Genomic DNA, 14,062 nt, shown 5'->3' on the forward strand with positions numbered 1-14,062 from the left:
CTAGGCATTCTAACAGTACTTCAATTCATAACGAGAGATACAACAACTAAATGTAGACTTATAAAGTTTAAGTTTACTTTTTCAATGTTTGTTCATTAGAATCCTTAATAAAATTATAGCCACTTTATTTCTTGTATGAACTATGTTTTATACCTTTAAAACTGAGTTTCAAATTATAAAACAAAAATGAAGAAAGCAGGCCTTTTATTTTTCGGAATATTTATTCTTATTTCATGTGGAAATACGAGTAAGAGCAAAGACAGTGATATTAATACACAAAAAATTGTTGGTAACGATAAAGATGAGCATGATTGTGTTGGCTCTGCAGGATATACATGGAGCGAATTGAAACAAGATTGTGTACGCCTATTTGAAGCAGGACAACGGTTAAATTCAGTTATTGATGAGACTGAAAAACCGGTGTTTGTTTTGTTTAATGATGACCAGTCTAAACTTGAATTATTCTTACCTAATGAAAAATCGACGGTTATTTTAAGTGCATTAGAAAAGGGCAAATACACTTCAGGAAATTATAACTACATCATTAACACCAAGACATTAATGATAAATGGAAAGCCAGCCTATAAATCCTCTAAATAAAGCGTGATTAACTCAAAACTAATAATATATAGTTGCCTTATTTTAACACTATCAGTCGCTTTTGGGCAGTCAAAAAAAGATTTTTCTTGGCCAAATGGAGCAAAAGCAGCCGTTTGTTTAACTTACGACGACGGACTTCCCAGTCATATAAAAACTGTAGTACCTGCACTTAAAAAATACAATTTTAAAGGCACTTTTTATCCAACATTGGCTTCATCTTCAATTTATGAAGACATGGATAAGTGGAAAGCGCTTGCTAACAACGGCCATGAATTGGGAAATCATACCGTTTATCATCCGTGTCAGAAATCTGCAGCAGGGATGGATTGGGTAAAACCTTATCATGATTTAGACAACTATACATTAGATCAAATATCTGAAGAAATTAAATTGGCAAATACCATGTTAATGGCAATCGATGGAGAAAAAGACCGTACTTTTGCTTATCCATGTGCGCATCATATAGCCAGTGGAAAAAGTTATAGACCATTTGTAGCATCGCAATTTTTGTCGGCAAGAGATAGTTCGGAAGCACGTGAAGCCTTATTAGAGCTATTAGATATCGATTTGAATAAGGTGCCATCTTGGGCGCCAAACGGCCATAATGCAGAAGCGCTTATTGGTTATATTCAAAATATTATCGAAAATGAAACTTTTAGCACCTTTACATTTCATGGTATTGGCGCGGAATATTTAAGCGTATCAAAAGAAGATCACGAAAAAATGTTGAAATTTTTAGATGCTAACCGCGATAAAATTTGGGTAGCAACATTTAAACAAACCACAGATTATTTAGCCTCCTACAAAAATAGTTTTCCTAAGAAACGTGAGTAAACTTACTTTAGTTATAAGATTAGTTTGAATATTTATCAATTTTTTTAGCTCACTAAAACTTTTAATTTAGTATTTTTAAAATTGTGCTTTTGTTTTTTTTTGAACTTTTATTAACTATTTTTTTCAGAAAAACAGGCCATCAAATTTTGAAAATTATTTAAACCACCAATTAACCAACTAAATTTAACCTATGATTATTTTTGGAACCAGAGGCGTAAAATCTACCATTAAAACAGGAGATTTTAATTGTCCGCAATGCAATCAAATTAAACCATTTAGACACCGTAAAGTTACCAAGTTTTTTACACTTTATTTTATCCCGATTATTCCTTTGGGTAATAAAGGCGAGTATGTAGAATGTAAGGGATGCAATAACACATACATTGCAAGAGTACTTGAAAACAACACTGCTGAGAATAAAGAAATTTTTCAAGTATTACACGAAAAAGCAATAAAACATTCCATGGTTTTAACCATGCTTGCCGATGGTGAAATTGATGCCAATGAAAAGCAACAAGTTTTAGAGATTATTAATAAGTTTTGCCAACATAAGCTAGATATGCACCAGTTAACTAGTTATATACAGGAAGTGCAAAGAGACCGTGAGGATGTATCAACTTATTTAAAGAAAATTGGTTCGATGTTAAATTTTCAAGGGAAAGAACTGATTTTGAGATGTGCTTTTTTAGTAGCTGCTTCTGATGGAAATGTAGATAAATCAGAAATTAAACTCATGAAAAAAATGGCAAAAGCATTGGATTTAACTTCAAGTCAATATGATGCATTATTAGCTAAATATACGAGTGAAATCGCTAAAAAACCACAAACAGTTATTTCGAATACCGAAACACCTGCACCTGTTGTTACCGAAGATCATAGTCGATTTATGCCTAATTAAATAAGCGCTATTTTTCAATTTAAAACCTAAAAAGGAGGCTTTCTAAGAAGGGTATTTGATGTCATATTGCTTGTCAAAAACATTTTTAACTGCTTGTTAATCAATTATGGTTTTGATAAGCTGAACCTGACAAATTAAATTTAACTAGCTTTTCAGACAGCTTCCTTTTATTTTTTTTAAGCCCTGAGTATTTCCAGTAAGCAGATTATAATTTTCTGCTAATTGTTAATCCATCTCGAATAGGCAATAGCACAGTTTCAATGCGTGAATCTTCTTTTAATAGCGAATTGTATTCTAAAAGGGCTTTTGTTGAAGCATCATCGGGTTTTAAAGGTTCTAACACTTTACCACTCCAAAGCACGTTATCCGATAAAATAATACCGCCTACATTAAGTTTATCTATAATCAGATTGAAATAATTGGGGTAGTTTTCTTTATCGGCATCAATAAAAATTAAGTCGAAGGTTTTATCAAGCTCAGGAATAATGTCTAATGCATTGCCTAAATGCTGAAAAATTTGATGACCATATTCGGATTTATCAAAATATTTTCGCTGAAAATCAAACAGTTCTTCATTCACATCCATAGTGTGAAATTCTCCTGAATCTTGCATGCCTTCCGCTAAACAAAGCGCTGAATATCCTGTGTATGTACCTATTTCTAAAATGTTTTTTGGATTAACGAGTTTAGAAATCATACTTAAAACACGTCCTTGGTAATGCCCACTAAGCATACGGGGTTGCAATATTTTTTGATAAGTTTCTCGGGTTAATTGTTGTAATAATTCTGGTTCATTTTCAGAATGGGCTACAACATAATCATCTAGTTTTTCAGGAATAAAATGCATGCTTTTTTCGTTTATTGCGTATTTGATGTTTTACGCTAAGACACTTCAAAATTAACTTAAAATTCTATTAATTAAATTTTCTTTAGCTAATTTATCATCACCACATAACCATTGAATCACGTTATTTTCCCAAATAGCGTCGTATTCAATTTCGGTTATTATTTTTCGTTCTTTGGCTAAGTCTAATATTTTACCGGGGTAGGATGATTGTTTTTCGCTCTCCATTTCGCCTAAAGGGTAGGGGTCGTCTAAGCCCATAATTACTTGTTTCGATCCTTGATTTTTAATAAGCAATTCCAAACTTCCTGTATCGTGAACCAAAGTATCAAAAAAGATGTTTTTATGTCCAACAGCTTTTCTGGGGTGGTGCTTGCCTTCAAATAAATCGGGTCTGCCATCAAAACCTTGAATACGTCTTCCTAAATTAATTTGTGCCAATTGTCCGCCATGCGCAAAACAAGTTCTCATATTGGGATATTTTTCTTGGTAACCATTTAAGGTTAAAAAATGATAGGCATCGGCGCACTGAGCAAGCATCCAAATAAGATGAAAACGCCAAGATGTGTTTTCTAATTTTATAAATTTTTCGCCATCATAAGGATGAATTTCAACCGCTAAATTATACTTATTAGCCAATTCAAAAATGGGCTCGTTTTCTTCATCAAAAATACAGCGCCAAGTTCCTATGGTATCCATATAATGCGTTGGTAGGCAAAGTAATTGCAGACCAAGAGTTTCCACACAACGTTCAATTTCCCAACAGGCACTATTTACAAATCCGGGATGAACTACAAACCCACAAGTAAATTTAGACGGATGTTCCTGCTGAATTTTTGCATTAAAATCGTTTTGAAAGCGCAGGGCTTTTTTCATCTCTTCAACCCGTAAACCATTGCCGTATAATTGCGAAAGATTTAAAACTACAGCATGATCAAGTTGGTTATGCGCCATCCATTCTAATTTCTCGTCTAGAAAAAAACTAGAGTGTGTTACGGGGCGGCTCCAATCTTTTTGAAGCATGAATTTACGTTCTTTATCTACCCAAAAAATTTCCTTTTCTCTCATGAAATCAGGAATGTCTTCTGGGTAAGGCAGTAAATGCGAATGGCCGTTTATGCGTAGTTTACGTTTTGTCATGATGTTATCTGAAAAACAAATTTCAGGATATTCGAGAGGTTAATCTATTTTAACTTTTTGGGGCGCTTGCATAATTTCACCACAGTTTGGGCAGCTACGTTTAGCTTTATCTCCATAAAATTTATCGAAAATTTTAGGCATGTCGGTTTCAATATTTTCTAGGGTAAAATCTTCTTCATAAAGTTTGGTGACACAGTTTTCGCAAAACCATAAAAGCGCATCGCGAGTGCCTTCGGGGCGTTTGTATTCAATAACTAAACCAACAGTGTTAGCGCCACGTTGCGGAGAGTGCGGTACTTTAGGCGGCAGTAAATAAATATCGCCTTCTTTTATATTAACGTCTTTAGGCGTGCCATTATCAATAATTTTTAAAATGATATCGCCTTCAATTTGATAGAAAAATTCGGGAGTTTCATTGTAATGATAGTCTTTTCTGCTGTTTGGCCCACCAACTACCATGACGATAAAATCGCCATCTTTCCAAACCACTTTATTGCCAACCGGGGGCTTAAGTAGGTGTCTGTTTTCCTCTATCCAAGCTTTAAAATTTATAGGTGAAGTTAAATGACTCATAGGAAAGTCCCTTTTAATCTCCCAAAAAGAGAGCTACTCAAAACGGGAAGTTTGAGTAAATATTAAACATGTGGTTGAAATTTAGTTTAAAGATAAAAAACATCTTAGGATTACGCTAATTTCGATTTTCTTTTGAAAGCTTAAAACAGCTTTTACAATGATTTTGTGCGTCCGCCATCCACAGGAATATTAACCCCATTAACATAGCTTGCAGCTTCACTAGCAAGAAACGTAATCACATTAGCAGTTTCTTCGGGTTGTGCAAAACGTTTGGCTGGAGTGTAATTTTTCATAGTTTCTGCCATAGCTTCAACCGTAGTTTCTTCATTTTTTGCTTTAATTTTTATAATTTCAGCTAAGCGTTCGGTGTCTGTAAAACCTGGGAGTACATTATTCACAGTAATACCAAATGCGCCCACTTCAACCGAAAGTGTTTTACTCCAATTGCCAATGGCGCCACGAATGGTATTGCTTACACCCAAACCAGGAATGGGCTCTTTTACCGAAGTAGAAATAACATTAATAACACGCCCAAAACCTTCAGATTTCATAAAAGGAATTGTGGCTTGAGCCAGCACATGATTGCATTTTAGGTGCATGGTGAAGGCATTTTCGAATTCCTCTAAACTCGCTGTTAAAATCGCTCCACTTCGTGGCCCTCCTGTGTTGTTAATAACAATATGGAAACCATGATTTTTCTCTATAAATTTGATGACTTGTTCTTGTAATTCTCTAGGGTTAGAAAAATCGGCAACAATATAACTGTGGTTTCTGTGTTGAGGTAATTCAGCCAAAACGGCTTTAAGTTTTTCTCTATTTCTCGCGACGAGGGTAACGTTAACACCCTCTTCAGCAAGCGCTATAGCCGTTGCTTTTCCAATGCCTTGTGTGCTTCCGCAAACTAGAGCGTTTTTGTTGTTTAGTTTTAAATCCATAATTTTTATTTTTTATAATTTCAAAGATTACAGAATCTAGGAATTAATATTTTATACAAACATTTTTAGTTTTCGTGAAAAAACGTAACGATTCTAAACCGCCTTCGCGCCCCATTCCTGATGATTTTACACCTCCAAACGGGGTTCTTAAATCGCGTAACATCCAAGAATTTACCCAAATTATGCCAGCTTCTAGCTGTTGCGTAAATTGCATACTGCGTTTTAAATTGTTAGTCCATAAGGTGGCAGATAAGCCATATTCCGATTGATTTGCCATTTCTAATACATTGTTTTCAGTTTCAAAAGGCATTATGGTTACTACGGGACCAAATATTTCTTCTTGATTGATGCGGCAGTTGTTATTGTCTATTTCAATAATTGTAGGTTCTAAATAATAGCCATTTTTAAAACTTGGAATAATAACTTGATTTCCGCCACACAAAATTTTGCCTTCTGTTTTTGCGATTTCAATATAATTTAAAACTTTTTCTAAATGTGTTTTTGAAACGAGGGCGCCAATATCTGTTGAATTTTGCGACGGATGTCCAACTTTGAGTTGTTGTGTTTTTGCAATGAAATCGGTTTTGAACTTTTCATAAATGGAAGCTTCAACAAAGATGCGGCTTCCACACAAGCAAATCTGACCTTGGTTTGAAAATGAAGAACGCAGCGTTGTTTCTAACATGGTTTCATAATCGCAATCGGCAAAAATAATATTGGGGTTTTTTCCACCTAATTCTAATGATAATTTTTTAAATAAAGGGGCTGCTATTTTAGCAATGGCTGCTCCTGTTTTTGTGCCTCCTGTAAACGAAATGGCTTTAATTTCGGGGTGTTCAACAATGGCTTGTCCGGCGGTTGTGCCTAAACCGTGAACAATATTTAAAACGCCTTTTGGGAGTCCTGCTTCGTTACAAATCTCACCTAATAAAAAAGCGGTTACAGGTGTAATTTCGCTAGGTTTTGCTACAACGCAATTGCCTGATGCTAATGCTGGAGCAATTTTCCATGTGAATAAATATAGCGGAAGATTCCATGGCGAAATACAACCAACAACGCCGATGGGTTGACGTAATGTATAGTTTATGGCGTTTTCGCCAATACTTTCATGACTTTCGCTTGAAAACTGTGTTATGGCATTTCCAAAAAAACGAAAGTTGCTTGCAGCTCTAGGAATATCGATGCTTTTGGCCAAATGTAGCGGTTTGCCATTATCTTTACTTTCGGCTTCTGCGAAGCGTTGTAAATGGGTTTCTAATAATTCTGAAATTTTAATTAGAATTTTGCTGCGTGTGTCTACAGATGTTTGCGACCAACTTGGAAAAGCGTTTTTAGCAGCTTGAAACGCTAATTCAACATCGGTTTTTGAAGAGTTTGGCGTTTGTCCATAAACTTTTCCATAAGCAGGGTTGTAATTGTCTAACCACTCATTAGCTACAGGATTTTGAAAGCTGCCATTTATGAAGTTTTTAATTTTCATGATTGTTTTTTATAAGCCATCACTTTAATTTCGATAAGCAAATCGGGGTGAGGCAATTGATGAACAGCAACTGTAGTTCTAGTTGGGCCTGTTTCAGCTTCAAAAAATTCAGCATAGGTTTTATTGTAACCAGCAAAATCGTTCATATTCACTAAAAAGGTCGTAACGTCAACAATATCTGATAAAGCAGCACCTTCTTTATTTAAATTTCGTTCAATATTTTTTAAAACTTCACGAGTTTGCACTTCAATATTTAATTGTTTGGTGCCCAAGTTGTCAATAATATCAACGCCAGCAATAGAGTTGTCTGGGCGTCTAGAACTTGTTCCAGAAACAAAAATGAAATCGCCTACTCGTTTGGTATGTGGGTATGCGCCGCGAGGTGTTACAGATGTTTTCATAAATTATTGTTTTAAACCAGCAATTCTATCGTCTTCAAGAATACGATGGGTTTCCTGTTTAATTTTATTTAAAATTGTTTTTAAAGCCGTCTTATTCAAATCGACCGTAGTTGAAATTTCACCATCGGAAAGCAAATTTAAAAGGGCTTTATCTTGGGCGCGCCCTTGTAACATGGCTGTTTTGTAGCCTATGTTTTCGTTAAATGTTACTAAAGCATATTTAGAGGCATATTCTTCAGGAAACTCTTTTTCTAAAAGCATTTCTAACTTGCGTTTTTCTTGAAATATGGGGTTGGAAACATGGTCTTTCATTTCATGAAAATTATCGATAGCCAAATCAGCAATAGCGTCTGTGTCTTTTTTTCGCTGTGCTTCAAAGGCTTTAAAAGTGGCTTCCCAGTTTTCTAAATTCAAGTTTAAAATATTATCTAGCTCAACTACATCTTCAAAAGCCGCGTTCATACCTTGTCCGTAAAACGGAACAATAGCATGCGCGGCATCGCCCATTAAAAGGGTGTTTCCTTTGTAATGCCATGGCGCACATTTTATGGTGCCGAGTGGTGAGGTTGGGTTTTTAAAAAAATCGGCAACCAAATTGGGCATGATTTCTAAAGCATCTGGGAATTCTTTTTTGAAAAAATCCAGTACTTTTTCTTCAGAAGTTAAATTATTGAAATTGTAGGTGCCTTCATCATAACTTAGAAATAAAGTAACGGTAAAACTGCCATTTAAATTGGGTAATGCAATTAGCATAAAACTTTTTCGAGGCCAAATATGAAGGGCATTTTTATAGGCTTGAAAACCACCGTTAGAATCTGGTAGAATACTAAGTTCTTTGTAGCCGTGTGTTAAATAGTTTTGGGAAAAGCTGAACAGAAATTTTTTGCCCAGCGCATAACTCTGACGTAAAACAGAGCCTGCACCGTCTGTGGCGAAAATAACATCGGCATCTTCTACAAATTCTTTTTTAGTTTCGTAATCATGAAATAGGGCTGTTGTTTTTTCAAAATTGACCGATTTACATTTTTTATTGAAATAAATCTGAACGTTTTCATGGTTTTCAGCTTCATTTAAAAGTAGTCCGTTTAAATCGCTTCGAGATATAGAGTTGATGTACTCAAAACCTTTACCACTGTAATTGGATTGTTTGGTATGGCCATTTTTATCATGAATCATGCGGCCGTACATGGGGATGCAAAGGGCTTTAACCTGCTCTTCTAAACCCACGAGTTTTATGGCTTTATTGCCACGATTTGAAAATGCTAAATTAATGGAGCGTCCAGCACTAAGGTTTACTTTTCGTAAATCTGGACGTTTTTCGTAAACGGAAACTTTAAAACCACGTTGTCCCAAACGTAAAGCGAGTAGGGCACCGCATAAGCCTGCGCCAATAATTAATATGTTTTGTGGCTTGTTTTGCATTACTTTATTAAATAGGCTTTAATGAAGCGTTTACTATTTTTTTTAATTTTTCAACCAAAAGGTAAACATCCTCAAACGAATTGTAAAAAGGTGTTGGCGCACATCGAATCACATCAGGTTCGCGCCAGTCGCTTATTACGCCAGCTTCAGTTAATTGATCGTGTAATTTTTTGTTACCGTTTTTTACTTGTATGGATAATTGGCAGCCGCGTTCTTCAGGATTGTTTGGTGTTATAATTCTAATGGTTTCGTCACCTAATTGTTTCAGCAAAAATTCAAAATAACCAGTTAGTTTTTTAGATTTTTCGCTGAGTTTATCCATGCCAACGTCTTCAAATAAATCTAAAGATGCTTTTATAGCAGCCATGGATAAAATAGGCGGATTGCTTAATTGCCAGCCTTCGGCTCCTGGAAGTTGGTCAAATTCATCACGCATATTAAAACGTGTTTTTTTATTATGGCTCCACCATCCTGTAAAACGGTTGAGGTTTTTGTCGTGTGCATGGCGCTCGTGAATAAAACATCCTGCTAAACTCCCTGGACCAGAATTTAAATATTTATAGGTACACCAAACTGCAAAATCGGCTCCAGAGTCATGTAATTTTAAAGCGACATTTCCTGCAGCATGGGCACAATCGAAACCTACTTTACAGCCATAACGATGTCCTATTTTGGTAATGCGTTTAAAATCGAAGAACTGCCCTGTGTAATAATTTATCCCACCAATAAGGATTAGTGCAATGGTTTCACCTTCATTTTCTAGGATGTTTTCTAAATCGTCATATCGCAATAATTCTTCATTTGTTCTAGGTTTCCAAAGGATTAAACCTTCTTTATCATCAAAACCATGATGTCTTAATTGCGACTCTACGGCATATTTATCCGAAGGGAAAGCATCACTTTCAATAAGGATTTTATAGCGTTTTTTTGTGGGTTTGTAAAAAGACACCATCATAAAATGAAGGTTTACCGTGAGGGTATTCATCACAATCACTTCAATGGGTTTTGCACCTACAACTTTTGCCATGTTTTCGGTTAAAAATTCATGATAAGGTAGCCAAGGTGTTTTTCCAGTCGTGTGTCCTTCTACACCTAATTGTGCCCAGTCGTCAAGTTCTTGGTTAACGTAAGCCTTGGTGTGTTTGGGTTGTAAACCAAGGGAATTGCCCGTCATATAAATTAATTCATTACCAGCAGCGTTTTTTGGTATGTGAAATTGGCTTCGATATGAATTTAATGGGTCGTTTTGATCTTGCTCTAAGGCATATTCAAGCCCCGTTTTGTATGTGGACAAAGTGTACGTGTTTAGGGTTTCTAACAAAAATAAGCATTATAATTTTAGAAATCATAACTCTAAACAAGGCATTGATTGTAGTATTTAAGAGTCTTTTAAAAAGGAAAAGCGCTTAAACCATTGGTTTAAGCGCTTTAATATATATAGACGCATAACGCGGAAAAATAATATATTTTATATACGTTGAGGTCTTTGTTCTTGGATGTTTTTATCCTAAAAATTAGTTGGTAATCACTTTAACATTTGTGAAATTAAGATTCCAGCTCCCTTCTGCCTTCTTATGTTCTAAGCCCAGTTTTAGGCCTTTAAAATCTTGATAATCTTCAAAAGTTGTTATCATAGAAGGTTCTATTTGATTGGCTTTTCTATAAATCCATTCTTGAATGATATAATTGTTGTTGAAAAAAATATCATAAGCATCGCCAGGGGTGTAACCACCTTTTGCAGGATAGGTTATCGTGAACTTATTTAGTTGAAGTTTGCTAATAGGTGCTTCTGCTTTTGTAATTTCTGAAAAAGTAATGTTGTGGTCCCAAACTAATTGAAACGGGAAAAGTAGCCAAAATTTATCGTTTATAAACGCGCGGTCGGTTTGTGCGAAGGTAGAATCTATTTTGGTTCTAAGGTATTGAATGGTGTCACGTCTGCGATAATGTGTAACCTGATTTGCCTTTGGTTTCCAGCTCCAAATGCGTTGAAAGTGCATGCTGTCTTTATCGACATTAAAAGTAAATTCGATTTCAGATACATTTTTCCAGTTTTCAAAACCGTGTGCTTGCGCAATTTTTTCGGCAACAGCTTCGGGTGTTAGCGGTTTGTCGTTTTTGCAAGCCATTAGCAATAAGGCTAAACATGTAATACGAATGCAATTTTTCATAGGTTTAGAATTTCAGCAAAGATACGTTAGTGATCATATTTTGCAGAAATTATAAGAAGAGATTTTTTTATGCTTTGAGTTTTGTATTAATGAGTGGCTTTAAGTAGTGCTTCAGGAAAGTTGGCTTTAAATCTATTAAGTCGCGGTATCGAAACATTTTTTATATAACTGTTATTAGGATGGCGTTTTTCATAATCTTGATGGTAATCTTCAGCAATCCAAAATTTTTGAAACGGATAAACTTCAGCAGCAATTTTAACGCCTAATTTTTCAGCTAGGGCGTTTTTCTTGTTTAAAATAATTTGCTTCTGCGCTTCATTTTGATAAAAAATAATTGAACGGTATTGCGAGCCTCTGTCGTTTCCTTGTCCGTTTACTTGTGTAACATCTTGAGAAGCAAAATAAACATCAACTAAGGTCTCAAAACTCACATTTTTAGGGTCGTAAATTACTTCAACAGCTTCGGCATGACCAGTTTTACCAGTGTTACTTTCGGCATAGGTTGGGTTTTTGGTATGACCTCCAGAATATCCCGAAATAACTTCTTCAACGCCTTTAACGTTTTCATAAATGGCTTCAACACACCAAAAGCAGCCGCTTGCAAAATAGGCCTTGGCTTTGCCTTTTACAAGAGGGACTTCTACAGGTTTTGCATTTATAACGGCTTGTTGTGCGGTTTTAGACTGTGCATTATTCTGGCAACTAAAAAATAAAGTAATCGCTAAAAGAGGAAGTATCTGTTTCATAAAGTTTAAATTTCTGTATAAATAGACGAAATAATATGTAAAACCTTAATGTCTTAAAGCAAAAAAGCCTTCATAAGTTTATGAAGGCTTTAAAATATGGTTTAAAATGGATTATAGTTTTGAAAACATTTTCTCCATTTTTTCTCTTTGTTCTTCAGCTAAAACAGCATCAACTAAAATACGTCCACTGTGCTCGTCTGTAATTACTTTTTTACGAGAAGCAATTTCAACTTGTACTTGTGGTGGAATAGTAAAGAAAGATCCTCCTGAAGCACCTCTTTCAATTGGCACAACGGCTAATCCGTTTTTTACATTAGTTCTAATTCTTGTATAAGCTGCAACTAATCTAGCATCAATTTGTTGCTTGTAATCCTCAGATTTTTGAATTAAAGCTTGCTCTTCTTTTTCAGTTTCAGCTAAAATCGCGTCTAATTCGTTCTTTTTATGCTTTAAGTGATTTTCACGTTCTTTTAAACGCTCTTTAGTTTCAGCGATTACTTCTTTTTTCTGTTCGATTTGAGCTTTAAATTCTTTAATGTGTTTTTCAGCCAGTTCAATTTCTAATTCTTGAAATTCAACTTCTTTAGTTAAAGAATTAAATTCTCTGTTATTTCTAACATTTTTTTGTTGTTCGCTATATTTTTTGATTAAAGATTTAGACTCTTCAATTAAATTTTTCTTTCCTGCGATATCGTTGTCTATTACTTCTAAATTAGAAACAAGTTTATCTAATCTAATGTTTAATCCAGCAACTTCATCTTCTAAATCACGAACTTCTAAAGGAAGTTCCCCACGAACATTTCTTATTTCGTCTACACGAGAATCTATGAGTTGTAAATCGTATAGAGCTCTTAAGCGCTCTTCAACAGTTACTTCTTTCTTTTTAGCCATACTTTAAAAATACTTAACGGGATTGGTTTTTGTCTTCGATAAAATGATTGCAAAATTAGTAATTTTTTTCTTAAGATGTGCAACTAAAAGGCTTTTTGTGTACTGCTCGCTTTCATAATGCCCAATATCTGCTAAAAGAATGTTGTTTTCGGCCATAAAAAAGTCGTGGTATTTTAAATCGGCAGTGATAAATACATCAGCACCAGCAGCCTTAGCAGCTTGAATTGCGAAGCTTCCAGAGCCTCCTAAAACGGCAATTCTTTTTACGTTTTTGTTTAAAAAAGCAGAATGACGAATGCACTCTGTATTCATTTTGGATTTTAAATAACTTAGGAAACTCAATTCGTCCATAGGCTGTTCCAATTCGGCAATCATGCCTATGCCAATATGCTGATTTTTGTTTTCTAGCGTGGTGATTTCGTACGCGACTTCTTCGTAAGAATGTGTTTTAAAAAGGGTTTGAAGCACCTTAGATTCTAAATGTTTGGCATAGGTAATGCTAATTTTAGTTTCTTCCTCGGTGTGTGTTTGCCCTTTTTCGCCAAGGCTTGGGTTCGAGTTTTCATTACCGTTATAAGTGCCATAACCTTCTACGTTAAAACTGCATTCGTTATAGTTGCCAATACTGCCAGCACCTACTTGAAACAAGGCGTTTCTTAACAGTGTGGCTTCGTATTTTGGCACATAGGTGGTAAGTTTTTTTATGGTACTACTTTGCGGAATTAAAATGCGCTTATTAATTAATTCTAACTGCGTGCAAATTCTATCATTCACCCCTTGTAAGGCATTGTCTAACGCAGTGTGCATGGTGTAAATGGCAATGTCGTTTTTAATCGCTTTTAAAACCACACGTTCTACATATGTTTTTCCTGTAATTTTTTTAAGACCTTTAAAAATGATGGGATGAAAGCTAACTATAAGGTTGCAGTTTTCTAAAATCGCTTCATCAACAACGGCTTCTAGGGTGTCTAAACTCACTAAAACGCCTGTTACTTTAGCGTTTTTATCGCCAACTAAAAGACCTACATTGTCAAAATCTTCTGCGTAAGCTAAAGGCGCTAATTCTTCTAAATGATTTATAACCTCTTGAACGATCATTTAATTTTAGGGTATTGGTTTAAAACAAA

15 protein-coding genes are annotated in these 14,062 nt (G+C 35.1%); 3 read left to right on the top strand and 12 right to left on the bottom strand.

The features are described from left to right. Positions 1 to 186: 186 nt before the first annotated feature. The 3 genes from H6X70_RS00820 (at position 187) to H6X70_RS00830 (ending at position 2,332) form a co-directional block, all read left to right on the top strand. Positions 187 to 600, top strand: coding sequence for a hypothetical protein (locus H6X70_RS00820; RefSeq protein WP_194765773.1), 414 nt, complete (start codon positions 187 to 189; stop codon positions 598 to 600). 3 nt (positions 601 to 603) lie between these two features. Further along, a complete protein-coding gene (locus H6X70_RS00825) occupies positions 604 to 1,434 on the top strand; it encodes a polysaccharide deacetylase family protein (protein ID WP_194765774.1) in 831 nt (276 codons plus the stop codon). A 190-nt stretch (positions 1,435 to 1,624) separates the two neighbouring features. Next, the gene (locus H6X70_RS00830) at positions 1,625 to 2,332 is read left to right on the top strand and encodes a TerB family tellurite resistance protein (protein WP_194765775.1); all 708 of its coding nucleotides are present in this window, start codon (positions 1,625 to 1,627) and stop codon (positions 2,330 to 2,332) included. Between the two features lie 205 nt (positions 2,333 to 2,537). Here the strand turns inward: H6X70_RS00830 and H6X70_RS00835 are convergent, their stop codons facing one another. The 12 genes from H6X70_RS00835 to H6X70_RS00890 all read right to left on the bottom strand — a co-directional run bounded on the left by H6X70_RS00835 (position 2,538) and on the right by H6X70_RS00890 (position 14,033). Beyond that, positions 2,538 to 3,179 carry an O-methyltransferase gene (locus H6X70_RS00835; protein ID WP_194765776.1) on the bottom strand — a complete coding sequence of 214 codons (642 nt, stop codon included), beginning with the start codon at positions 3,177 to 3,179 and terminating at the stop codon, positions 2,538 to 2,540. 51 nt (positions 3,180 to 3,230) lie between these two features. After that, positions 3,231 to 4,316: an amidohydrolase family protein gene (locus H6X70_RS00840; protein WP_194765777.1), complete on the bottom strand. Its 1,086-nt coding sequence runs from the start codon at positions 4,314 to 4,316 to the stop codon at positions 3,231 to 3,233. Positions 4,317 to 4,355: 39 nt separating this feature from the next. Beyond that, entirely contained in the window at positions 4,356 to 4,889 is a 534-nt protein-coding gene (locus tag H6X70_RS00845) for a 3-hydroxyanthranilate 3,4-dioxygenase (RefSeq protein ID WP_194765778.1), read from the bottom strand. Positions 4,890 to 5,041: 152 nt separating this feature from the next. Further along, positions 5,042 to 5,824, bottom strand: a complete 783-nt coding sequence (locus H6X70_RS00850) for an SDR family oxidoreductase (RefSeq protein WP_194765779.1) — start codon at positions 5,822 to 5,824, stop codon at positions 5,042 to 5,044. A 43-nt stretch (positions 5,825 to 5,867) separates the two neighbouring features. Beyond that, positions 5,868 to 7,304 (bottom strand): aldehyde dehydrogenase, encoded by a 1,437-nt coding sequence (locus H6X70_RS00855; protein WP_194765780.1) that lies wholly within the window; start codon positions 7,302 to 7,304, stop codon positions 5,868 to 5,870. Beyond that, on the bottom strand, positions 7,301 to 7,705 hold the full coding sequence (locus tag H6X70_RS00860; RefSeq protein ID WP_194765781.1) for a RidA family protein: 405 nt from the start codon (positions 7,703 to 7,705) through the stop codon (positions 7,301 to 7,303). Before H6X70_RS00860 ends, H6X70_RS00855 begins: the two co-directional genes overlap by 4 nt. 3 nt (positions 7,706 to 7,708) lie before the next feature. Then, entirely contained in the window at positions 7,709 to 9,127 is a 1,419-nt protein-coding gene (locus H6X70_RS00865) for an FAD-dependent oxidoreductase (protein WP_194765782.1), read from the bottom strand. Between the two features lie 7 nt (positions 9,128 to 9,134). Beyond that, a complete protein-coding gene (gene kynU, locus H6X70_RS00870) occupies positions 9,135 to 10,421 on the bottom strand; it encodes a kynureninase (protein ID WP_194765783.1) in 1,287 nt (428 codons plus the stop codon). A 220-nt stretch (positions 10,422 to 10,641) separates the two neighbouring features. Further along, positions 10,642 to 11,298 (bottom strand): hypothetical protein, encoded by a 657-nt coding sequence (locus H6X70_RS00875; protein WP_194765784.1) that lies wholly within the window; start codon positions 11,296 to 11,298, stop codon positions 10,642 to 10,644. A gap of 86 nt (positions 11,299 to 11,384) precedes the next feature. Further along, positions 11,385 to 12,044 (bottom strand): peptide-methionine (S)-S-oxide reductase MsrA, encoded by a 660-nt coding sequence (gene msrA / locus H6X70_RS00880; RefSeq protein ID WP_194765785.1) that lies wholly within the window; start codon positions 12,042 to 12,044, stop codon positions 11,385 to 11,387. A gap of 111 nt (positions 12,045 to 12,155) precedes the next feature. Beyond that, on the bottom strand, positions 12,156 to 12,935 hold the full coding sequence (locus H6X70_RS00885; protein ID WP_194765786.1) for a zinc ribbon domain-containing protein: 780 nt from the start codon (positions 12,933 to 12,935) through the stop codon (positions 12,156 to 12,158). A gap of 3 nt (positions 12,936 to 12,938) precedes the next feature. Further along, entirely contained in the window at positions 12,939 to 14,033 is a 1,095-nt protein-coding gene (locus H6X70_RS00890) for a Nif3-like dinuclear metal center hexameric protein (RefSeq protein WP_194765787.1), read from the bottom strand. Positions 14,034 to 14,062: the final 29 nt, after the last annotated feature.

The organism is Tamlana sp. I1 (assembly GCF_015355625.1).
In the GTDB taxonomy this organism is placed as follows: domain Bacteria; phylum Bacteroidota; class Bacteroidia; order Flavobacteriales; family Flavobacteriaceae; genus Pseudotamlana.

What these genes read in the sequence shown, in the direction of transcription:
- H6X70_RS00875 (WP_194765784.1), bottom strand. Translation starts at nt 11,298, where the DNA reads ATGAAAAATTGCATTCGTATTACATGTTTAGCCTTATTGCTAATGGCT.
- H6X70_RS00850 (WP_194765779.1), bottom strand. Translation starts at nt 5,824, where the DNA reads ATGGATTTAAAACTAAACAACAAAAACGCTCTAGTTTGCGGAAGCACA.
- H6X70_RS00845 (WP_194765778.1), bottom strand. Translation starts at nt 4,889, where the DNA reads ATGAGTCATTTAACTTCACCTATAAATTTTAAAGCTTGGATAGAGGAA.
- H6X70_RS00820 (WP_194765773.1), top strand. Translation starts at nt 187, where the DNA reads ATGAAGAAAGCAGGCCTTTTATTTTTCGGAATATTTATTCTTATTTCA.
- H6X70_RS00830 (WP_194765775.1), top strand. Translation starts at nt 1,625, where the DNA reads ATGATTATTTTTGGAACCAGAGGCGTAAAATCTACCATTAAAACAGGA.
- H6X70_RS00865 (WP_194765782.1), bottom strand. Translation starts at nt 9,127, where the DNA reads ATGCAAAACAAGCCACAAAACATATTAATTATTGGCGCAGGCTTATGC.
- H6X70_RS00885 (WP_194765786.1), bottom strand. Translation starts at nt 12,935, where the DNA reads ATGGCTAAAAAGAAAGAAGTAACTGTTGAAGAGCGCTTAAGAGCTCTA.
- H6X70_RS00835 (WP_194765776.1), bottom strand. Translation starts at nt 3,179, where the DNA reads ATGCATTTTATTCCTGAAAAACTAGATGATTATGTTGTAGCCCATTCT.
- H6X70_RS00890 (WP_194765787.1), bottom strand. Translation starts at nt 14,033, where the DNA reads ATGATCGTTCAAGAGGTTATAAATCATTTAGAAGAATTAGCGCCTTTA.
- H6X70_RS00840 (WP_194765777.1), bottom strand. Translation starts at nt 4,316, where the DNA reads ATGACAAAACGTAAACTACGCATAAACGGCCATTCGCATTTACTGCCT.
- H6X70_RS00860 (WP_194765781.1), bottom strand. Translation starts at nt 7,705, where the DNA reads ATGAAAACATCTGTAACACCTCGCGGCGCATACCCACATACCAAACGA.
- msrA (WP_194765785.1), bottom strand. Translation starts at nt 12,044, where the DNA reads ATGAAACAGATACTTCCTCTTTTAGCGATTACTTTATTTTTTAGTTGC.
- H6X70_RS00855 (WP_194765780.1), bottom strand. Translation starts at nt 7,304, where the DNA reads ATGAAAATTAAAAACTTCATAAATGGCAGCTTTCAAAATCCTGTAGCT.